Below are 20,803 nucleotides of genomic sequence, written 5' to 3' on the forward strand. Positions count from 1 at the left end.
CCGGTTGCAGCGTCCCCCGCAACCGGACCCACCCCGCCATCCCTCAGCAGACCAGCTGTTGCTGTTGCTGTTGCTGTTGCTCTGGCTCGTAGCAGGTGCAGGGCGCAGCCCTGCCAAGCAAACCCCACCCTATACTTGCCGCCGTGACTGCCTTCCCTGCCCTCGTTCCGCTGGATGCGCCGCTGCTGGTGGGTTACAGCGGCGGTGTCGACTCGACCGTGCTGCTGCACTGGCTGTGGCGCTGCGCACAGGCCTCCGGCACGGCGCTGCGTGCGGTGCACGTACACCATGGCCTGCAGGCCGATGCGGACGCCTGGGTGCTGCATTGCCAGCAGCAATGCGCGGCACTGGGCATTGAACTGGCCGTGCATCACGTGCAGGTCGACAAGCGCGCGGGCCTCGGCCTTGAAGGCGCGGCGCGGCAGGCACGACGTGCAGCGTTCGCCGCCGAACTGCGCGACGGCGAAACGCTGGCACTGGCGCAGCACCAGGACGATCAGGCCGAGACCTTCCTGCTTCGTGCCCTGCGCGGATCCGGCGTCGATGGCCTTGCCGCGATGTCCGCACACAGCCGCCTTGGCGAACAGCCTCTATGGCGGCCGCTGCTGGCGGTGCCACGCAGCGCACTGCTCGACTACGCGCGGCAGCACGCGCTGCGCTGGATCGAAGACCCCAGCAATGGCCACGACCACGCCGATCGCAACTTCCTGCGCCTGCAGGTGCTGCCGTTGCTGCGCCAGCGCTGGCCGCATGCGGCTGCGGCATTGGCGGGCAGCGCAATGCACTGCGGGCAGACCCGTGCTCTGCTGGACGAGGAAGACGCCGAGCTGATCGCGCATCTGGAAGTGGCACCACGCGTGCTTTCGCTGCAGCTGCTGCGCCAGGTGTCACCGGGGCGTGCCGCGCGCGTGCTGCGCGCCTGGGTGATCGGCCACGGTGCCGCCCCACTGCCGGCCACGGTACTGCAGCAGGGTCTGCACGAACTGCTGCCGGCCAGCAACGATCGCCAGGCGCGGCTGCGCTGGCACGAGCATGCCATCCAGCAATGGCGCGAGCACGCCTATCTGCTGCCCGCGCAGCTGCCATCGCTGCCCCGCGGATGGCAGGCCGAATGGGACGGGCATGCCCCCCTGCCGCTGCCCGATGGTGGCCAACTGCGCCTGCAGGGCGCCGTGGCCTTCGAACGGCCGCTTCAGGTCCGTGCACGCGTGGGCGGTGAGCGCATCATGTTGCCCGACCGCCCGCATTCGCATGCGCTGAAGGACTGCCTGCAACGCGAGCACCTTGCCCCCTGGCGGCGCGCCCAGCTGCCGCTGATCTTCGATGGGCCCCAGCTGCTTGCCGCCGCCGACGTGGTCATCGCAGCTCCCCTGCAGGCCTGGTTGCAGGCCCACGACGCGCAGCTGCAGTGGCGCCCCGGCGGCTGGTGAATTGACCCCCGCGCGCAGCCCGTCCACACTTGCCGCATGGCCAAGAAGTCCCCCGAAAACGCCTCCCCGGTCGCCCAGTTCGAGCAGTCGCTCGAATCGCTGGAACAGCTGGTGGAGCAGATGGAAACCGGCGAGCTGAGCCTGGAAGCCTCGCTCAGTGCTTACGAACGCGGCGTCGGTCTGTACCGCCAGTGCCAGCAGGCGCTGGAACAGGCCGAACTGCGCGTGCGCCTGCTCAGCGATCCGGCGCAGCCGGAAGCATCCGAGCCTTTCGATCCGCCCAGCCATGACGGCTGAGGTTCTGTTCGCGCGCTGGCGCGACCGTATCGAAAGCCAGCTCGACGCCGCCCTGCCCTCGCCCGCCGAAGCACCGCAGCGCCTGCACCAGGCCATGCGCTATTCGGTGCTGGGCGGTGGCAAACGCATGCGACCGCTGCTGGTGTACGCCAGTGGCCATCTGTTTGGCGCGCAGCCTGAACACCTTGACGCAGCGGCGATGGCCGTCGAGCTCATCCACGCCTATTCGCTGGTGCACGACGACCTGCCGGCCATGGACGATGACGCGCTGCGACGCGGCAAGCCGACCACCCACATCGCCTTCGACGAAGCCACCGCGATCCTGGCCGGTGACGCCCTGCAGACCCGCGCCTTCGGTCTGCTGGCCGATGCGCCGCTGCCGGCCACGCTGCGCGTGGCCTGCCTGCAGACCCTGGCCCACGCCTCCGGTGCCTCCGGCATGTGCGGCGGCCAGGCGCTGGACATCGATGCCACCGGCCAGCAGCAGACGCTGGCGGCACTGACCCGCATGCATGCGCTGAAAACCGGCGCGCTGATCCGTGCGGCGGTGCGCATGGGAGCGCTGTGCGGCCAGGCCCACGAACCACAGCTGGCCCAGCTGGACGGCTTCGCCGACGCGCTCGGCCTGGCCTTCCAGGTCCGCGATGACATCCTCGATGTCGAAGCCAGTTCCGAACAGCTGGGCAAGACCGCCGGCAAGGACCAGGCGCAGGACAAGAGCACCTTCCCCGCGCTGCTCGGCATGGACGGTGCGAAGGCGCAGCTGCGCGAACTGGCCGCACGCATGCAGGCTACGTTGGCCGGCCATGGCGAAGAGGCCGACGCGCTGCGCGCGCTGGCCACGCTGGCGGTGGAACGCGATCACTGATCGCTGGCGTGATGCTGCCGCCAAACAGGAACGCCCGGCAATGCCGGGCGTTCCTGTTTGCGCATGCAGACGGTATTACTTGACCAGGCGCAGCGCGAACGGGTAGCGGTAGGCTTCGCCGTTGTTGGCCTTCACAGCGGCGATGATGCAGAACACCAGGTTCAGGATGCCGACGATCGGCGCCAGGATGCCGCCGATGATCACGATGGTCAGCACGATGCAGATCAGCATCGCGATGGTGATGGTGATCTGGAAGTTCAGCGCTTCCTTGGCCTGGTCTGTCACGAAGGACTTGCTGGCGTCATCCTTGTTGATCAGCCAGATGATCAGCGGGCCGATGAACCAGGTGAAGATGCCCAGCAGGTGCGCGGCCAGCGCCATGGTGCGCTGGTCGGCCGGGGCATTGGTGGTTGCCGGCGGCGGCGGGACGTTATCGAATTCACTCACGACAAAACTCCTTTTCATTGGGTGGTCTTGACCCACCAGCACCAAGCTGGTTGCGTCAGGCGGGCATAGCTTACGCCATCGACGCCATCAATCATTACCGGCAATGGTCATCCGCCCCAGCAGGATCGAGCCGGTCCGGATGTGCGAGCGCGGGTCGACGTCGCTGCCGACCGCCTCGATGCTGCTGAACATCTCGCGCAGGTTGCCGGCGATGGTGACGCCGTCCACCGGGTACTGGATCTCGCCGTTCTCGACACGGAAGCCGCCGGCGCCGCGCGAATAGTCGCCGGTCACCCCGTTCACACCTTGCCCCATCAGCTCGGTCACCAGCAGGCCGTCACCCATCTGCCGGGCGATCTCTTCGAGCGAGCCGGCATTGGCCGCCAGCTGCAGGTTGTGCACACCGCCAGCATTGGCGGTGGTCTGCAGGCCCAGCTTGCGCGCCGAATAGCTGCCCAGCACATAGCGCTGCAGCACGCCGTCACGGACCAGCGCCGAAGCACGGGTGGCCACGCCGTCGCCGTCGAAGGCGGCCGAGCGCAGGCCGCGGCGCAGGTGCGGCAGTTCGTCAATCTGCATCCACTCCGGGAACAGGCGCTGGCCGACGCTGTCCAGCAGGAAACTGGCCTGGCGGTACAACGCGCCGCCGGACACTGCCGACAGCAGGTGGCCGACCAGGCTGCGCGCCACTTCCGGGGCGAACAGCACCGGCATGCTGCCAGTGGCCAACGAACGCGGCTGCAGGCGGGCCACGGTGCGCTCGGCGGCGCGGCGGCCGACCAGACCCACGTCTTCCAGGTCCCCCTGCGCCAGCGCGCTGGTATACCAGCCATCGCGCTGCATGCCGTCGCCCTGCCCGGCGATCAGCGCGCAGCCGACCGAATGGTGGGTGCCTCGCTCACGACCGAAGAAGCCATGCGAATTGGCGTACACCGACAGGCTCTGCATGCTCGATACGGAAGCGCCATCGGAATTGCGGATCTGCGCATCGGCCTCGCGGCCAGCGGCCTCGCAGGCCAGGGCCAGGTCCACCGCCTCATCGGCCTGCAGCGCCCACGGGTGCCAGCCATCCAGGTCCGGGAAGTCGGTGGCCATCAGCGCGGCCTCGGCCAGGCCGGCGGCCCGGTCATCCTCGGTATGCCGGGCAATCGCGCAGGCCTGCTCGACCGTAGCGGCCAGGCTGGCCTCGTTCAGGTCGCCAGTGCTGGCACTGCCCTTGCGCTGCCCGAAATAGACGGTCACGGCGATGCCACGGTCACGCGTGGACTGCACAGTCTCGACCTCGCCGAGGCGGACATTGACCTCCAGGCCCCGGTCCTCGCTGCAGCTGACCTCGGCTTGGCTGGCGCCCAGCGCGCGGGCGCGGTCGAGCAGCTGCTGGGAGAGGTCGGCCAGCCGTTCCAGCCGGGCCAGGCTGTCGTCGCCGACGGCCACTTCAGGGGCGATCACGTTCAATGCTTTATCCTGTACGGGTTGGGCCCGGCATCACGCCGGGCGACTTTTTTTGAAATCAGGTAGGGACGATGCGCGGACGCGACGAAGAAACCGGTGAATTCCACGACAAGAGCCGCAGCCAGAACCGGCGCGATGCACTCGACGTGCTGGCCCTGGGTGAGAAGCTGGTGTCGCTGACCCCGGCCCAGCTGGCGCGCCTGCCGATTCCGGAAGACCTGCTGCCGCACATCGCCGAGTGCAAGCGCATCACCGCCCACATCGCCCACAAGCGCCAACTGGCGTTCCTGGCCAAGCACATGCGCCGCGAAGAAGAGGCCACGCTGGATGCGATCCGCGATGCGCTGGACGCCAACAGCGAAACCGGCCGCCGCGAAGTGGCGATGATGCACCGCGTGGAAGACTGGCGCGACCGCCTGCTGGCCGACGGTGACAAGGCGCTGGCCGCCCTGCTCGATGACTATCCGCAGGCGGACCGCCAGCAGCTGCGCACGCTGGTACGCAACGCGCAGGCCGAGAAGGCCAGGAACAAGCCGCCGCGCGCCTACCGCGAGATCTTCCAGGTGCTGCGCGCGCTGATGCTGCCGGCGGCGCTGGGCCTGAAGGCCGGCGCCGAAGACACCGACCACATCGGGACCGGCGAAGCCGACGAGGACTGAGTCCGCGTCGGCCCGGGCGGTTGCTGTGGCCATCGCCACGCTCAGGCCTGGGTACCGCCGACGGTGATGCCCTCGATCAACAGCGAGGGCTGGCCGACACCCACGGGCACGCTCTGCCCGTCCTTGCCGCAGATGCCCACGCCCTCGTCCAGGGCCAGGTCATTGCCGACCATGCGCACCTTCTGCATGGTTTCCGGGCCATTGCCGATCAGGGTCGCGCCCTTCACCGGCGTGGTGATGCGGCCGTCCTCGATCAGGTAGGCCTCGGTGGCCGAGAACACGTACTTGCCACTGGTGATGTCGACCTGGCCACCGCCGAAGTTGACCGCGTACAGGCCCTTCTTCACCGAACGGATCATCTCCTGCGGATCGTGCTCGCCGGCGCGCATGTAGGTGTTGGTCATGCGTGGCATGGTCAGGTGCGCGAACGATTCACGGCGCCCGTTGCCGGTCGGGGCCATGCCCATCAGCCGCGCATTGAGGCTGTCCTGCATGTAGCCGACCAGGATGCCGTCCTCGATCAGCGTGGTGCACTGGCTGGGGTGGCCTTCATCGTCGATGTTCAACGAACCGCGGCGGCCGTCGAGGGTGCCGTCGTCGACGATGGTCACCCCCGGTGCCGCCACACGCTCGCCGATGCGGCCGGCGTAGACGCTGGTGCCCTTGCGGTTGAAGTCGCCTTCCAGGCCGTGGCCGACCGCTTCGTGCAGCAGCACGCCCGGCCAACCCGGGCCGAGCACCACCGGCATCATGCCGGCCGGCGCCGGCACTGCTTCCAGGTTCACCAGCGCCTGGCGCAGCGCTTCCTGGGCGAGGGCTTCGGGGCGGCCGCTGGCAAACAGGTCTTCGTAGCCATAACGGCCACCGCCACCGGCATAGCCGGACTCGCGACGGCCGTTGTGCTCGACGATCACCTGCACATTCAGGCGTACCAGCGGACGCACATCGGCCGCCAGCACACCGTCGCTGCGGGCGATCAGCACCGTATCGACGCCGCCGGACAGGCTCACCATCACCTGCCTCACGCGCGGGTCGGCGGCACGCAGGTAACCATCCAGGCGCTTGAGCACCTCGACCTTGGCTTCGTTGCCGATACCATCGATCGGGTCCAGCGCCGGGTACAGTGCGCGCGCATTGCCGCGCAGCAGCGATCGCCCGGACTGCACACCGCCCTCACGCGAGATCGCGCGCGCCGACTGCGCCGCCGCCAGCAGCGCGTCGGCATGGATGTCATCGGAGTACGCAAATCCGGTCTTCTCGCCGGAAATCGCACGTACGCCCACGCCCTGCTCGATGGAATGGGCACCGTCCTTGACGATGCCGTCTTCCACGCTCCAGCTCTCGCGGCGGGCGTGCTGGAAATAAAGGTCGCCGAAGTCGACACCGGGGCCGAGCAACTGGCCGAAGGTGCGCTCCAGGCCAGCGGTATCCAGGCCGCCGGGGCGAAGCAGGCGGTCTTGGGCAAGCGTCAGGGCGATATCAGTCATGGTTTCGATCTGGGGGTGCGGGGGCGCTCAGGCAAGCCCCGTGAACAGGGAACCGCGCTCAGCGCGAGCGCGGCAGGTCGGTGACGGTCGGCGGAATGCCCGGTGCAGACGCCGGCTCGGGCGGTGATGGGGACTTGTCGCGGCTGCGCTCGATCACTTCCACCTTCGGCTCCTTCCATGGACCGGTCACCTTGTAGGTTCGGGCGCCAATCTCGCCCAGCGGCTTGGACAATACCGCATTGGTGGCCGCGCCCAGCGCGGCCCCCACCGGGCCGCCGGCCACCGCACCGACCACGGTCAGCAGGTTGCCCGCGCGCGGGTTGACGTCGATGGTCTGGTCGAACCGCTGATTGCGCAGGTCGGCCTGGCCACGGATGGTGATGTTGGCCGCCGGGCCTTCGATCAGCACCTTGTCGGTGCGCGCCATGCCCTGGCCGAACTGCATGCTGCCGTCGATCTGGTTGAACGCGAAGCCCTTGGAGAAAAAGTCGCGGAAGTCGAACATCAGGCGCCGCGGCAGCTGCGCGACGCTGAGCAGGCCCAGCACGCGGCCGGCGCCTGGCTCCAGCTCCAGCAGCTGGCCATTGCGCGCGTGCAGGTCGAGGCTGCCCTGCAGGTTGCCCAGCTGGAAGTCCGACGGGCCTCCGCTCCACGAGGCCTGCAACTGCGCCTGGCCGGAACCGCCGCGCAACTGGCCGCCGTAATCAAGATTCTGCATCAACCCACCCAGATCCTCGCTGCGCACCTGTGCGGTCAACTCGGTACGGGCACCACCGGTCCGGCCCAGCCAGCGACCGCTGATGTCGATCTCCTGGTCCGGCGCACGGAAACGCAGCGCATCCACGTTCAGGCCATTGGCCAACGGTCGCGTGCGCAGCACCGCCTGGCCCAGCACCACCTTGCCGAACTTCAGGTCGGCAATGTCCAGCGCGAACGGCGGCAGCTTGGCCGGGTCCATGTCGTTGGCACCGGCCTGTACCCGCGCCGGTGCAACCGGCGCGCCCGGTGCCGCCGGCAGTGACTGCCAGTGCACGCGGTCAAGCTGGCCACTGATCGTGCCACCGTCCGCATTGGGGACGGTCAGGCGTCCGGCCAGCGACGGGCCGTCCAGCCGCACATCCAGTGCCTGTGGGCCCGGGTGCAGCTGCAGCCGGGTCTGCTCGAACACGCCGCCGATCAGCTTCAACTGGCCAACCTGCACGTCCACCGCTCGCAGCGGCATCGCATCGTCGTCCCCGCCACCCCGCGCCAGGCCGATCCACTCCAGCGCATCCAGCGTCGCGCTGCGGCCATTGACCGTCAGCCCGCTCGGCGGCGGCTCACGATCAACATGATCACTGCCCAGCGTGACCTGCACGCCGGTCTGGTTGTTGTGGCTGCGTGCGGCCAGGGCCAAGCGCTGGCCGAAGGCCACATCGATGCGGCCGGCGCCCATCGGCAACTGCGCGGCCACCGTGGTCGCCAGCGGTTCGGCGGCCGGCTTGTCCAGCGGTGCCGGCAGGTCCAGCCGGGTGCCGACCAGGTCCGAACTCAACCGCAGTTCACTCGGCGGCGCGGGCGCGCCCGGGGCCACCTTGGGCAGGTTGACCGCGATGGTCCACGCAGAAGTGCCGGTGATGTAGGGCTTGAGCCAGGTCATTTCCGGTGCGCGGTCGATCAGCACGCCGGCATCAAGGCGGGCCGTCAGCTGCGATTCGAAGGCGCGCGTGCTGTCGTGCACGTAGCCGCCGGCACGCAGGCTCAGCCGTCCTTCCTGGCCGAGGTGGCGTACCGCCAGGTCCTCGGCGCCGAAACCGCCATTGCTGTAGCGCGCCTGCCCGTGCATGTTGTCAAAGGCCAGCTGGAAGCGCTTGTCGACCAGCTTCACGCCGGCCAGATCGACCGTGCCCTGCAGGTGGCCCTCGCCCTCGTCCTGATGCAGCGGCTGCAGCAGATCGAAGGTCACATGGGCCGGACCACTGGCGACCAGGTTGTCCAGCGTATCGCCGTAATCCTTGTGCAACGGGCTCTGGCGCAGCATCGCCAGCAGCTTGCCGGCCTCGCTCGGCGCGTCGGCACGTACGTACAACGGCTGGTGCCCGAAGTCCGGAATGCCCGCTTCGAATTTCTGTACCGCCACGCCGGCAAGATCACCCCGTCCACGCATGTCGAAGCCAGGGCCGATGAAGGCGATGTCGGCGTCGACCTGGCTCATCAGCGGCCAGTCGTGCTGGAAGCGGATGTCGCCATTGCTGATGTGGCCGGTGGCCTCGAAGCGGCCATCATTGTTGTCGAACGGCCAGTCGTCCAGGTCACCGGTGACCAGGCCGACACCACCACGCACCTGGCCGCCGGCCAGTGCCATGTCCAGCCAGTCGGTGGCGCCCTTGCTCATCTTGGAGTGGATCCAGAAGCGCTTGGCCGCCGTCATCGGCACGTCGTCCAGCTTCGCGGCCAGCTGCAGCCACGGCCGCGTACCGTCGCCCTGGAACCAGACGCCGCCGCGCACGTCGGCCGCGTAGTCGGTGCCTTCCACGCGCATCGCCGGCGTTCCGATCCGCCAACCGCCGCCCTCGTCGCGCCACCCCACGACCTGTCCGGCCAGATGCAGGTCATGCCGCACGCCAAAGCCGGTCGGCCAATCGAACTGCAGCTGCCGTTGCGGCTGCAGCTGCAGGCTGAAGCCATCGGCGTCGCCTTCAAAGCGCCCGCCCAGGCCGCGCAGGCCGGGCGAGTTGCCCACGCTGGCGAAACCCAGCGACTGCAGTTCACCCTGCGCCCACAGGGGGCCATCGTGTTCGCCCGACAGCTGCAACGCGCGCACGTCCAGCTGCGGCCTGGACAGGAACAGCCAGCGCCGCAGACCCGGCTCAAGGCGATCACTCAGAGCCAGCGCACGCAGTGCGATGCCGGCCTGCACCGCACCGGCGTTCACCCGCAGCTGCTTGCCGACCTGCAGCTGCAGGCCATCGAGCTGCTGTGCGCCATCTTCGGTCTTCAGGCGCAGGCGCGGCACCTGCAACGCCCAGCCATCGGCCTGGCGCTGCCAGCGCAGGCGGGCCTGCAGCCGCTGCAGCTGCAGCTGCGGCGCTGCCACGCCGGGCATCGGTGCACCGTCGACGCGCACGTCCCGCAGGTCCGAATCGGTGGTCAGCGCGACCGGCGCGAAATCACGCAGGGTCAGCCACAGGTTCAGCTCGCCCTTGCCCTCGCGCAGGCGCACGCCGCCGGCCGCCAGCAAGGGCGACCAGGCATGGAAATCGACCGGGTCGGCACCCAGCCAGGCCTGGCCGTTGCCGCGCATGCGGTCCACGTCCAGTACCGCGGTCAGCGGCAGCGCTTCGGCCTGCGCCCAGGCGCGTACACCCACGCGCAGGCGATCGCCATTGACCCGCATGCGCAGGTCGATGCGCGGCAGCGTGGTGTCGATGCCGATCCCCGGCGCGTGCACGCCCAGGCGGCCGCCGATCACCTGCAGCTCGCCGAGCCGGCGCAACGCATCCAGCGGATCCCCCCCGTTGTCGGATTGCGGCAACCCGCGCACCGACCAGCGTCCGTCTTCGCCCTGCTGCAGGTCCAGCGCCAGGCCACGCAGGCGCAGTTCGGTCAGCGAGCGCCCGGGCAGCAGCCCGCTGTACATCGATACCAGCACCTCGGCCTCGCCGATCGCCAGGCCCTGCCCGGCGCCGATGCGCAGGCCCTTCAGCTGCAGCAGCGGGCCACGACGGGTCCAAGCCGTCTGCAGCTGCTCGAAACGCACTGGCTGGCCGGCCCGCTCACTCAGCCAGGCGGCGATCCTGTCGGGATGACGCTCGGCCAGCGGCAGCAGCTGGCTGAAGGTACCCACCAGCAGTGCAAGCCCGACCAGGCCCACCGCACAGGCGGCAATGAAATGACGGCGGATCCTTCGCAGTCGCAGGCGCGGCGGCGCGCTCATCGGCCACCGCCGGCCTGCAGCCGGCGAGGATCAGAGCAGAACGACATCGAATTGCTCCTGCAGGTACTGCTCGTCCGCCTGGAAGCGGATGCTCTTGCCGAGGAACTCTTCCAGCTCGGCCACCGCCGAGGATTCCTCATCGGTGATGCGCGCGACCACCTTGGTCGATGCGATCACCAGCAGGCGCGCGGCATCGAACTGGCGCACGGCACGGGTGATCTCGCGGAAGATCTCGTAGGTCACCGTCTCGGTGGTCTTGATGCTGCCGCGGCCACTGCACTGCGGGCAGGTCTCCGACAGCTGGCGCTCCAGGCTTTCCACCGTGCGCTTGCGGGTCATCTCCACCAGGCCCAGCGGCGAGAAGTCGTACACCGTGGTCTTGGCATGGTCGCGGGCCAGCGCCTTTTCCAGCGTGCGCAGCACCTGACGGCGATGCTCTGCATCATCCATATCGATGAAGTCGATGATGATGATGCCGCCCAGGTTGCGCAGCCGCAGCTGACGCGCCACTGCCTGCGCCGCTTCCAGGTTGGTGCGGAACACCGTCTCTTCCAGGTTGCGCTGGCCGAGGAACGAGCCGGTATTGACGTCGATGGTGGTCATCGCCTCGGTCTGGTCGATCACCAGGTAGCCACCGGACTTGAGCGGCACCTGCTTGTCCAGCGCGCGGCCGATCTCGTCTTCCACGCCGAACATGTCGAAGATCGGGCGGTCGCCGGAATACAGCTCCAGCTTTTCGGCCAGCACCGGCATGTACTTGGCGACGAAAGCCTGCAACTGGCCGAACGTCTCCTTCGAGTCCACCTTCACCTTGTCCACGTCCTTGCGGATCAGGTCGCGCACGGACCGCAGCGGCAGGCTCAGGTCTTCATAGATGATGCTGCACGACGGCGCTTCGCGGCCGCGGCGCTCGACCACGTTCCACACGCGCGACAGGTAGGCGATGTCCTCGGCGATGGCCTCGGCCGGCTGCCCTTCGGCGTTGGTCCGCACGATGTAACCGTAGCCACCATGCTGCGCCGACAGTTCGGTCACCAGCGCCTTCAGGCGGGCGCGCTCGGTTTCGTCCTCGATGCGCGCCGACACGCCCACTACCTTGGACTGCGGCAGCAGCACCATGTAGCGCGAGGGAATGCTGATCTGCGTGGTCAGGCGCGCGCCCTTGGTGCCGATCGGGTCCTTCACCACCTGCACCACGATGTCCTGGCCGTCACGCAGCAGCTCGACGATCGGCACGCTGGCCGGCGGCGGCAGGGTGGTGTTCTCGGTGTCGGCGCTGGCCACCGGTGCCGGGCGCACCACGTCGTTGGCGTGCAGGAACGCGGCGCGCTCCAGGCCGACTTCGACGAAGGCGGCCTGCATGCCGGGCATGACCCGCTGCACCTTGCCCTTGTAGATGTTGCCGACCACGCCACGGCGCCAACCGCGCTCGATGTGCAGTTCCTGCAGCATGCCGTTTTCGATCACCGCGACCCGGGTCTCGCGCGGGGTCACATTGACCAGGATTTCCTCAGACATCGGCAGCCTCCCTGGCGGCATCGGCAGTGGGGACCGGCACGCCACAGCGCGCCAGCAGACGATCGGTATGCAGCAGCGGCAGCCCCATCACGCCGGAGTAGCTGCCGGAAAGATGTTCGATCCAGCGTTCGGCCCCGCCCTGGATGGCGTAGGCACCGGCCTTGTCCAGCGGCTCGCCGGTGGCGACATAGGCGGCGATGTCGGCGGCGTCGATCGGGGCGAAGGTCACTTCGGAAATGACCAGCTCGCTGTCCAGGCCGCCCGCACCGACCACCACCACGGCGGTCATCACCTGGTGGGTGCGCCCGGCCAGCCGCGCCAGCATCGCCCGCGCGTCAGCGGCATCGACCGGCTTGCCGAAGACCTCGCCATCCAGCACGACCTCGGTATCCGAACCAAGCACCCGCGCCTGCGGGTCGTCGGCCAGCACCCGGGCCAGCCCGGCGCGCGCCTTGTCGGCGGCGACCCGGCATACATACTGTTCGGCGCTTTCAGTGGCCGCGCGCTGCTCGACGACCTCCAGGTCAAGGGCCTGGAAGGGGCGTCCGAGTCGGGCCAGCAGCTGGTTGCGTCGGGGGGAGCGGGAAGCAAGATAGAGCATCGGCACAGCATAACCTGAGGCCGCCACCTGAATCGTCGGCAACCCGTTACGGAACGCGTACAACCCCGATCAGGCTCACAGCGCGTTCATCGCTACGACACCACCCTCACCGGCACAACAAGGAGATCCCATGCGCCTGACCGCCACCCCGCTGCTGCTTGCCCTGTCCCTCGCCCTTGGAACCTCGATGACTGCTCATGCCGCTCCGTCGTCGCCGTCGATCGCCGCCGCGGCCGAAGGCACCCTGCTGAACATCTCGGCCAATGCCGAGGCCACCCGCGTGCCGGACGTCGCCACCCTGTCGGCCGGTGTGGTCACCCAGGCAGCCGACGGCAACAGCGCCATGCGCCAGAACGCCCAGCAGATGGACAAGGTACTGGCCGCGATCAAGGCCGCCGGCATCGCCGAGCGCGACGTGCAGACCAGCGGCGTCAGCCTCAACCCGCAGTACCGCTATGCCGACAATGAGGCACCGAAGATCACCGGCTACCAGGCCAGCAACACGGTCAGCCTGAAGGTCCGCGACATCGCCAAGCTCGGCAAGGTGCTCGACGCGCTGGCCGCGCAGGGTGCCAACCAGATCAACGGTCCGCAGTTTGAGATCGACCAGCCCGAACCGGTCTATGACGAAGCCCGCCTGGCCGCCCTGAAGAAGGCCCAGGCCCGCGCCCAGACCTATGCCAGGTCACTGGGCCTGCAGGTGCGCCGCATCGTCAGCATTTCCGAGAACAGCAACGGCGGTTTCCGCCCGATGCCGATGATGCGCACCATGGCCGCCGGCGCGGCGATGGACAAGGCCACCCCGGTCGCACCGGGTGAATCGACCGTCTCGGTCAACCTGGACGTGGTGTTCGAACTGGGCCGCTGATCGCGCCCGGCACGGCCGACACAGGCGGGTCCCGCAGGGGCCCGCCTTTTTCGTGTATTCCGGCGGCGTTGGCTGAAGGCCAGCCCAACGCGCATGCCCCTGCCTCTAGGCAGTGGCCGCCATGCCGCGCTACTGATGAACTGCCAGCCGCGTGCGGCAACCCCGCCACGGACCCTGGTGCGTTGAGGACTTCGTCACTGGCATGGAGGTGGATCATGGTTCGTACCTATCCCGTTGCATCCCCGCACTTCGACCCCGCCCGCGTCGCCGCCTGGAGTGCAGCGATCGCCCTGCACCTGCTGGCCTTCCTGTTGCTGCTCATCCCTGCGACCTACCAGGCCGTGCAGGCCCCGCGTGAAAAGACTCCGGTGCGGCTGATCGAGAAGATCCCGCCACCGCCGACGCCGCCGGCTCCAGTCCCGCCAAAAGAGATCGTCCAGGTGGTACCGAAGCCCCGGACGCAGCCGGTGGTACCGCCACTGCCCGCACCCACCGCGACCGTGGAAGAGACCCAGGGCGTCGCATTGCCGGCCGCCGAACCGGCTCCGCCGCAGCTGGCGCCCAGCATCGACACTTCCACCCCGTTGGCCGGCGCCCAGCTGCAGTACCGCAGCGCTCCGCCGCCGACCTATCCGATCCAGTCCCTGCGCAACCACGAACAGGGCACGGTGCTGTTGCGGGTGGAAGTGGACACCCGTGGCCAGCCGGTCGCGGTCAGCGTCGAGCGCAGCAGCGGCTCGCGCAACCTGGACCAGGCCGCCCGCCAGCAGGTGCTCAAGCACTGGCGCTTCGAGCCTGCCCAGCGTGACGGCGTGGCGGTTCCGGCCATCGGCATGGTGCCGGTGCAGTTCTCGCTGCCGGACTGAGCGTCCCACCGGCCCGGCCTTGCGCCGGGCCGGCCACTGCCACTGCCCGGCAAATGCGGACATGCCAGGGGCAAGCGTTACTGATTAAGCAAAAATTCACGACTTCGTCACCTGCTGGAAACCTAGATTGGCGCGTCCCGGTATCGATCCGGCGACAGCCCTCAACGCTACGGTTTTCCAGTTAGGAGAGAAGCTGTGAAACACCCGATCCAACGGCCCGCCAGCCGCCGCACCACCCTGGCATCGTCCATCACCCACATCCTCACCGGCGGCGCCCTGCTGCTGGCCGGCGCCGTCGCTTCCTCCTCCGCCTTCGCGCAGGAAAAAGCCACCAACCTCGACCGCATCACGGTCACCGGCTCCAACATCCCCCGCACCAACACCGAGACGCCGTCCCCGGTGCAGGTGGTGAGCCGCCAGGAGATCGACCGCAGTGGCAAGGCCACGCTGGCCGAGTACCTGCAGACGATCACCGCCGATGGCGCCGGCTCCATTCCCAAGACCTTCGGCAACGGCTTCGCCGGTGGCGGCGCCGGCATCTCGCTGCGCGGCCTCGGTGCGGGCTCGACGCTGGTGCTGTTGAATGGCCGCCGCATGGCGACCTACGGCCTGGCCGACGACGGCCAGAAGGTGTTCACCGACCTCAGCACCATTCCGCTCGATGCCGTCGAGCGCGTGGAAGTGCTCAAGGACGGCGCATCGGCGATCTACGGCTCCGATGCCATCGCCGGCGTGGTGAACATCATTCTGCGCAGCGACTTCGAAGGTGCGATCCTGCGTGCGTCCTACGGCCTGTCCGGTGACAGCGACGGCGATACCAAGAAGGCCACCCTGACCGCCGGTACCGGCGACCTGTCCAAGGATGGCTGGAACGCATTCTTCAGCCTGGATGTCGGCAAGTCCGACGCGATCAAGATCAGCGACCGCAAGAACCGCAAGTGGATCGGTACCGGCGACACGCGCCAGTGGGGCTATGACGCTACCGACGCACAGTTCCTCGGCGGCGCCTACCTCAGCGGCCGTACCAACGGCGGCGTTGGCCCGAACGGCTCGGTGTTCAACAATGATGCGCCGTCGCCGCATCTGGTTGCCCTGCCGGGCTGCGCCAACCTGAGCTCCATTCCGGGCCAGACCGAGGCCTCTTCGGCGGCCCAGGGCTGCCTGTGGGATCCGGCCCAGCAGTTCCGTGACCTGACCCCCGAAGAGAAGTACATCAACGTATTCGGCCGTGCGAGCTTCGCCTTCGGTGAAGGCGGCGAGGTCTACACCGAGATCGGCTACTCGAAGAAGGAAACCATCTTCAGCAATACCCCGTCGGGTGTTTCCGGCGGCTGGGGCTTCCCCGGCGGCCCGAAGAACGCCAGCAGCGGTGACGGCGCGACGATGCTCTATGCCGGCCATCCGGACAACCCGCTGCCGTATGCGGCGCGCCTGCGCTACAGCGCGTGGGACGTCGGCCCGCGCGTGACCAACAATACCAACGAGTTCAACCGCTTCCTGGTCGGCGTCAAGGGCAACTGGGGCGACTGGAGCTATGACACCGCCTACCTGCATTCGGGCACCGACCTGGTCAACAAGCGCACCGGCTTCCTGCGTTACAGCTCGGTGCTGTGCGCGCTGGGCAACCCGAACTGCGCCGGTGGTACCTGGCGCATCGGCGACAACGCCAACCTGAACTCGCAGGCACTGTACGACTACATCTCGCCGACCATCAGCGCGCGTGCCAAGTCGAGCCTGGACATGTTCGACTTCACCGTGTCGCGCAGCCTGGCCGACCTCAAGGGGGGGCCGCTGGGCCTGGCGATCGGTACCGAGTGGCGCAAGACCAGCAACAGCCTGACCCCGCAGACCTACACCGACCAGGGTGACATCATCGGCCTGGGCTATTCGGCCTACGACGGCACCCAGAACGTGTACGCCGGCTACGTCGAACTGTCGGCACCAGTGCTGGAACAGCTGGAACTGTCCGGCGCCGTGCGTTACGACAAGTACGAAAGCGGTGAAGGCAAGGCCACGCCGAAGCTGGGCGTGAAGTGGACCCCGGCCGACTGGATCGCACTGCGCGCCAGCTACGCCGAAGGCTTCCGTGCGCCGAACCCGGCCGAGAACAGTGACGGTGGTCTGGCCGCTTTCTCCAACGCACGTGATCCGGTGCGTTGCGCCATCGATGCCGACGAGTGCACACCGCGCTCGATCGCGATCATCACCCGCCCGAACAAGGACCTGAAGCCGGAAGAGTCCAAGAGCTACTCGGTGGGCCTGGTGCTGCAGCCGACCTCGACCACCTCGATGACCGTCGATGCCTGGCAGATCAAGCGCACCAACGAGATCGTGCAGGGCAACACCGCAGCTGCCATTCTGGCCGGCAACGTGCTGCGTGACTCCAACAACATCGGTGGCGTGCCCAACTCGGGCAGCATCCTGGCCGTCAACACCGGCTACGTGAACGCCAGTTCGTCGCGAGTCCGCGGTATCGACACCGATATCCGCCAGACCTTCGATATCGGCCCGGGCCAGCTCGAACTGGACCTGCAGTGGAGCCACATCCTGAAGTTCGAGCGCACCGAAGGCGATGAGACCGTCGACTATGCCGGCACGCACGGCAACTGCGACGTGACCAACTGCATCGGTACGCCGAAGGACAAGATCAACTTCGGCGCCACCTGGAAGCAGGGTGCGTGGAGCGTGAGCGGTGTTGCCAACTACATCAGCAAGATGGACAACACCGACAAGCGTGGCGGCGACTACCAGGCGTTCTACGAGGATGGCACGCCGGTGACGAAGATCTCTTCGTTCACCACCTTCGACCTGTCCGGCCGCTGGAACATCACCGACGCCTTCGAACTCAATGCCTCGGTGGCCAACGTGTTCGACCGCATCGCACCGCTCGATCCGACCACCTACGGCGGCGTGAACTACAACCCGATGCATTTCTCCGGTGCACTGGGCCGTTACTTCACCGTGGGCGCCAAGTACACGTTCAAGTAATCCTGCAGCAGCGTCACCTGCAAAGGCCCGGGCCAACACCCGGGCTTTTGCTTTTTCAATGCCACCCGGCATTGTGGAGCCAGCGTCAGCCGAACAACCATAGCCAGACCATCCAGCAGATCAGCAGAACCGCGGCGGCGGTGAGGCCCCAGAAGCAACATTGGTACAGACGCCGTTCGGCGGCCTCCGAATTGAGATCATCACGAGCGGACTGCAGCCCCTTCTGCAACGTCACCTTCTCCTTCCTCAGATCAGCAGCGACCCTCTGTACGCCGGCAAGCAGCTCCTCGCTCTGCTTCAGCTGGGCAGCTAGCCTGCCGTGGCTCTCTTCCAGTGCAAGACTGCGTGCACCCGCCCCTGCCACCTCGGACTGCAGCAGGGCTTCCCGCTCGCTCAACACCTGCAGTTCCTCTCGCTGGCTGCGCACCAGCGCCTCCAGATAATCGTTGCTGCTGGGATTGCTGAGGACCATCGCCTGCAGGAATCCACGCTCGCTTTCCAGCAAGCGCTTGATCCTGTCGAGGTATCGTGCTTCCTCCACATCACTGGTTTCGTCCTCGGGAATGGTGTAGCCGTAGATCGGCACCCTGCCGATATCCACTTCGATCACTGCAATGCCCAGTTGCCGGAGGCCATCCTGTTTTGCAGCATCCACAGCATGTGATCGCCTGACCTCAAGCAGGAACTTCCCGTCCCACTTGGAACCCAGATCATCCTCGCTGGTGAACTCGACATACAGATCTGCCCGATAATCCCCCCTTCCGGGCACCTGCCACTCCTGCTCCACCCGGGAGATCGAGATTCTCGATTCACGCCAGCGACGAGGCCCTTTTCCGGTAGGAAGCGAAAGAACCAGCTGCACATGGTCCAGCCGACTGAAAGCCTCCTTGAACAACAGATGCTGCAGCGATTCGCCTCCCGCTGCCGCTCCGCCCTTCACGCCGTCGATATATGCGAAGTACCACGACCGCCCCTTCATCACGTGCTTCACTGGGCGACGATGACCTGCACGATGCGTTGAGAAATAGCGATCTCCCGTGGGTTCTCCACCATAATCCCTGTTGCGACGGTGGCCCACGGCCTGCGCCGTAACGTACTCGGTTCCATCGGGAGTGAGAAAGGCCCGCGATTTGGTCATGGGGTGCGCGCTCATAAAGGGAAGCCCACTATGCCAACCTTCCATCGCACTCGATGAGATGGATAAGATCGATGACGCGAATGCAACTGCTGCAACCCCCGGCCGAAAGGCCGATGGGATGACCGCAAGGGAACCAAAGCATGCCCTCGTCCAACCAACGTCTCGGCCTGCCCGCGTTGACTGCACTGGTAGTCGGCTCGATGGTCGGCGCCGGCATCTTCTCATTGCCGCAGAACGTTGCCCGCAGTGCCGGCCCGGCCGCCGCGATGATCGGCTGGGCGCTGAGCGGTGCGGGCATGCTGATGCTGGCCTTCGTGTTCCAGGCCCTGGCCAACCGCCGCCCGGACCTGGACACCGGCATCTACGCATATGCACGCGAAGGCTTCGGCAACTACATCGGCTTCTCCGCGGCGTGGGGCTACTGGGTCGCTTCGGTACTGGGCAATGCCAGCTTCTTCGTGCTGATCTTCAGCGGCCTGGGCCATTTCATGCCAGTGTTCGGCGAAGGCAACACGCCAGCCGCCGTGGCCGCTTCGTCCGTACTGTTGTGGACCGTCCACCTGCTGGTGCTGCGCGGCCTGCGCACGGCAGCCATCGTCAACGGCCTGGTGACGGTGGCCAAGCTGCTGCCCATCGCACTGTTCCTGGTGCTGGCCGCCGGCGCGTTCCGCATGGAGGTGTTCCGCGCCGACTTCTTCGGCACGCCTGCGCTCGGCGACCTCGGCCAGCAACTGCGCGGCATGATGCTGGTCACCGTGTGGGTGTTCATCGGCATCGAAGGCGCCAGCATCTATTCGCGGCGTGCCGTGCGCCGTGCCGACGTCGGCCGTGCCACGGTGATAGGTTTCCTGGGGGTCTGGCTGCTGCTGGTCCTGGTCAGCCTGCTGTCGATGGGCGTGCTGTCGCAGGCCGAACTGGCCGGGCTGCCCAACCCGTCGATGGCCTACGTGCTGCGCGCCATCGTCGGCGAATGGGGCGCGACGGTGATCATCGCCGGTTCGATCATTTCGGTGCTGGGCGCGCTGCTGGCCTGGGTGCTGCTGTGTGCCGAAGTGCTGTATGCCGCCGCTGGCGACGGCACGATGCCCGCCTTCCTGGGACGCGAGAATGCGCGTGGCGTGCCTGCCAATGCGTTGTGGTTGAGCAACGGGCTGATCCAGCTGTTCCTGCTGCTGGTGCTGTTCAATGCGGGCAGCTACACCGGCCTGGTGCTGCTGGCCGCATCGATGAGCCTGGTGCCCTACTTCCTGTCCACCGCGTTCGGCGTGCAACTGGCCTGGCGCGGACAGTCCTACGCGGGTGAGCCACGCGTGCGCTGGCGCGATTTCGTGGTCGCGCTGCTGGCCAGCGCCTACGCGCTGTGGCTGGTGTATGCCGGCGGCCTGAACAACCTGCTGCTGTCGGTGCTGCTGTACGTGCCCGGCGTTATTCTGTTTGCGCAGACCCGGCGCCAGCGCGGCGAGCCGGTTTTCACGCGCTGGGAGTGGGCGCTGTTCGGCGCGATCCTGGCAGTAGCAATTGCCACACTGGTAGCGTTCTGGAAGGGCCGGATCACGCTGTAGCGGCGAGCGCGTGCCCGGCTTGGAGGATGCAGCCGAGCATGGGCTCGCCGCCACAACACGGCAAAAAAAAACCTGCATCTCGCGATGCAGGTTTCTCAAGGTGGCGCCCGAAGTTGGACTCGAACCAACGACCCCCTGATTAACAGTCAAGTGCTCTAACCGGCTGAGCTATTCGGGCAGACGACTAGTATAACCACTCTTCACGCGCGATGGTAGGGGTGATTGGCAATCATTGCGGCAGCCCGATACAGCTGCTCGGCCACCACCAGACGCACCAGCATGTGCGGCAGCGTCAGCGGTCCGATCGACCACTTTTCGTCGGCCAGCGCAGAGACCTCTGGCGAATGCCCTTCCGGGCCACCGATCAGGAACGCCAGGTCCCGGCCCTGCCCGCGCCAATGCTCCAGGCGTTGCGCCAGCTGCTCGGAACTCAACTGCCGCCCCGGCACGTCCAGTGCCACCACGTAAGCGTTCTTCGGTAGCGCGGCGATGACCCGCTTGCCTTCATCCTCGGTGGCACGGCGCGGATCGCGCCCCTTGCCGCGCAGGCCAGGTTCGATTTCCACCAGCTCGAACGGCAGCCAATGCGACAGCCGCTTCTGGTATTCGGCGAACCCCTGCGCGACCCAGCTGGGCGCGCGTTCACCGGTGGCGATCAGGCGGGCTTTCATCAACGGTTCTCCAAAACGTCGACGGCGCCATCGGC

Annotated in this window: 16 protein-coding genes and 1 tRNA gene; 8 read left to right on the forward strand and 9 right to left on the reverse strand. The window is 67.4% G+C overall.

The features are described from left to right. Window positions 1-143 precede the first annotated feature (143 nt). The 3 genes from tilS to ABGA94_RS09315 are packed head-to-tail and all read left to right on the forward strand — an operon-like array spanning window position 144 to window position 2,595. On the forward strand, window positions 144-1,430 hold the full coding sequence (tilS, locus tag ABGA94_RS09305) for a tRNA lysidine(34) synthetase TilS (protein ID WP_375367102.1): 1,287 nt from the start codon (window positions 144-146) through the stop codon (window positions 1,428-1,430). Between the two features lie 36 nt (window positions 1,431-1,466). Then, window positions 1,467-1,727, forward strand: a complete 261-nt coding sequence (locus ABGA94_RS09310; protein WP_005410522.1) for an exodeoxyribonuclease VII small subunit — start codon at window positions 1,467-1,469, stop codon at window positions 1,725-1,727. Next, a complete protein-coding gene (locus ABGA94_RS09315) occupies window positions 1,717-2,595 on the forward strand; it encodes a polyprenyl synthetase family protein (protein ID WP_111126997.1) in 879 nt (292 codons plus the stop codon). Before ABGA94_RS09310 ends, ABGA94_RS09315 begins: the two co-directional genes overlap by 11 nt. A 75-nt stretch (window positions 2,596-2,670) precedes the next feature. Here the strand turns inward: ABGA94_RS09315 and ABGA94_RS09320 are convergent, their stop codons facing one another. Both ABGA94_RS09320 and pmbA read right to left on the reverse strand, forming a co-directional pair. Further along, window positions 2,671-3,042 carry a DUF4870 domain-containing protein gene (locus ABGA94_RS09320; RefSeq protein WP_005418071.1) on the reverse strand — a complete coding sequence of 124 codons (372 nt, stop codon included), beginning with the start codon at window positions 3,040-3,042 and terminating at the stop codon, window positions 2,671-2,673. Window positions 3,043-3,129: 87 nt separating this feature from the next. Beyond that, window positions 3,130-4,497: a metalloprotease PmbA gene (gene pmbA, locus ABGA94_RS09325; protein WP_375367103.1), complete on the reverse strand. Its 1,368-nt coding sequence runs from the start codon at window positions 4,495-4,497 to the stop codon at window positions 3,130-3,132. 68 nt (window positions 4,498-4,565) lie between these two features. Here pmbA and yjgA point away from each other — a divergent pair, with 68 nt between their 5' ends. Continuing rightward, complete coding sequence (gene yjgA / locus ABGA94_RS09330; RefSeq protein ID WP_329915986.1) at window positions 4,566-5,153, forward strand: ribosome biogenesis factor YjgA; 588 nt, start codon at window positions 4,566-4,568, stop codon at window positions 5,151-5,153. A 41-nt stretch (window positions 5,154-5,194) separates the two neighbouring features. Here yjgA and tldD read toward each other — a convergent pair whose 3' ends face one another. The 4 genes from tldD to ABGA94_RS09350 are packed head-to-tail and all read right to left on the reverse strand — an operon-like array spanning window position 5,195 to window position 12,675. Continuing rightward, complete coding sequence (gene tldD / locus ABGA94_RS09335; RefSeq protein WP_329915987.1) at window positions 5,195-6,640, reverse strand: metalloprotease TldD; 1,446 nt, start codon at window positions 6,638-6,640, stop codon at window positions 5,195-5,197. A 58-nt stretch (window positions 6,641-6,698) separates the two neighbouring features. After that, on the reverse strand, window positions 6,699-10,556 hold the full coding sequence (locus ABGA94_RS09340) for a YhdP family protein (RefSeq protein ID WP_375367106.1): 3,858 nt from the start codon (window positions 10,554-10,556) through the stop codon (window positions 6,699-6,701). 30 nt (window positions 10,557-10,586) lie between these two features. Next, window positions 10,587-12,074: a ribonuclease G gene (gene rng, locus ABGA94_RS09345; protein ID WP_005418079.1), complete on the reverse strand. Its 1,488-nt coding sequence runs from the start codon at window positions 12,072-12,074 to the stop codon at window positions 10,587-10,589. Then, window positions 12,067-12,675 carry a Maf family nucleotide pyrophosphatase gene (locus tag ABGA94_RS09350; RefSeq protein ID WP_065179231.1) on the reverse strand — a complete coding sequence of 203 codons (609 nt, stop codon included), beginning with the start codon at window positions 12,673-12,675 and terminating at the stop codon, window positions 12,067-12,069. Before ABGA94_RS09350 ends, rng begins: the two co-directional genes overlap by 8 nt. 130 nt (window positions 12,676-12,805) lie before the next feature. Between ABGA94_RS09350 and ABGA94_RS09355 the strand changes: the two genes are divergently transcribed. From ABGA94_RS09355 to ABGA94_RS09365, 3 genes are all read left to right on the forward strand, one after another. Next, the gene (locus ABGA94_RS09355) at window positions 12,806-13,543 is read left to right on the forward strand and encodes an SIMPL domain-containing protein (protein ID WP_005418081.1); all 738 of its coding nucleotides are present in this window, start codon (window positions 12,806-12,808) and stop codon (window positions 13,541-13,543) included. Window positions 13,544-13,758: 215 nt separating this feature from the next. Then, window positions 13,759-14,409: an energy transducer TonB gene (locus ABGA94_RS09360; protein ID WP_375367108.1), complete on the forward strand. Its 651-nt coding sequence runs from the start codon at window positions 13,759-13,761 to the stop codon at window positions 14,407-14,409. Window positions 14,410-14,604: 195 nt separating this feature from the next. Then, entirely contained in the window at window positions 14,605-17,397 is a 2,793-nt protein-coding gene (locus tag ABGA94_RS09365; RefSeq protein ID WP_375367109.1) for a TonB-dependent receptor, read from the forward strand. 85 nt (window positions 17,398-17,482) lie between these two features. Here ABGA94_RS09365 and ABGA94_RS09370 read toward each other — a convergent pair whose 3' ends face one another. Beyond that, window positions 17,483-18,535: a hypothetical protein gene (locus tag ABGA94_RS09370; RefSeq protein WP_375367111.1), complete on the reverse strand. Its 1,053-nt coding sequence runs from the start codon at window positions 18,533-18,535 to the stop codon at window positions 17,483-17,485. Between the two features lie 140 nt (window positions 18,536-18,675). Between ABGA94_RS09370 and ABGA94_RS09375 the strand changes: the two genes are divergently transcribed. Next, window positions 18,676-20,097 carry a basic amino acid/polyamine antiporter gene (locus ABGA94_RS09375; protein ID WP_095377648.1) on the forward strand — a complete coding sequence of 474 codons (1,422 nt, stop codon included), beginning with the start codon at window positions 18,676-18,678 and terminating at the stop codon, window positions 20,095-20,097. Window positions 20,098-20,198: 101 nt separating this feature from the next. Here the strand turns inward: ABGA94_RS09375 and ABGA94_RS09380 are convergent. Both ABGA94_RS09380 and rlmH read right to left on the reverse strand, forming a co-directional pair. Further along, window positions 20,199-20,275: transfer RNA gene (locus tag ABGA94_RS09380), tRNA-Asn, on the reverse strand. A 22-nt stretch (window positions 20,276-20,297) separates the two neighbouring features. Then, window positions 20,298-20,768, reverse strand: a complete 471-nt coding sequence (gene rlmH, locus ABGA94_RS09385) for a 23S rRNA (pseudouridine(1915)-N(3))-methyltransferase RlmH (RefSeq protein ID WP_005418108.1) — start codon at window positions 20,766-20,768, stop codon at window positions 20,298-20,300. Between the last annotated feature and the right edge of the window lie 35 nt (window positions 20,769-20,803).

It is taken from the genome of Stenotrophomonas sp. 3diitr2024, from assembly GCF_042136455.1.
Taxonomy (GTDB): domain Bacteria; phylum Pseudomonadota; class Gammaproteobacteria; order Xanthomonadales; family Xanthomonadaceae; genus Stenotrophomonas; species Stenotrophomonas sepilia.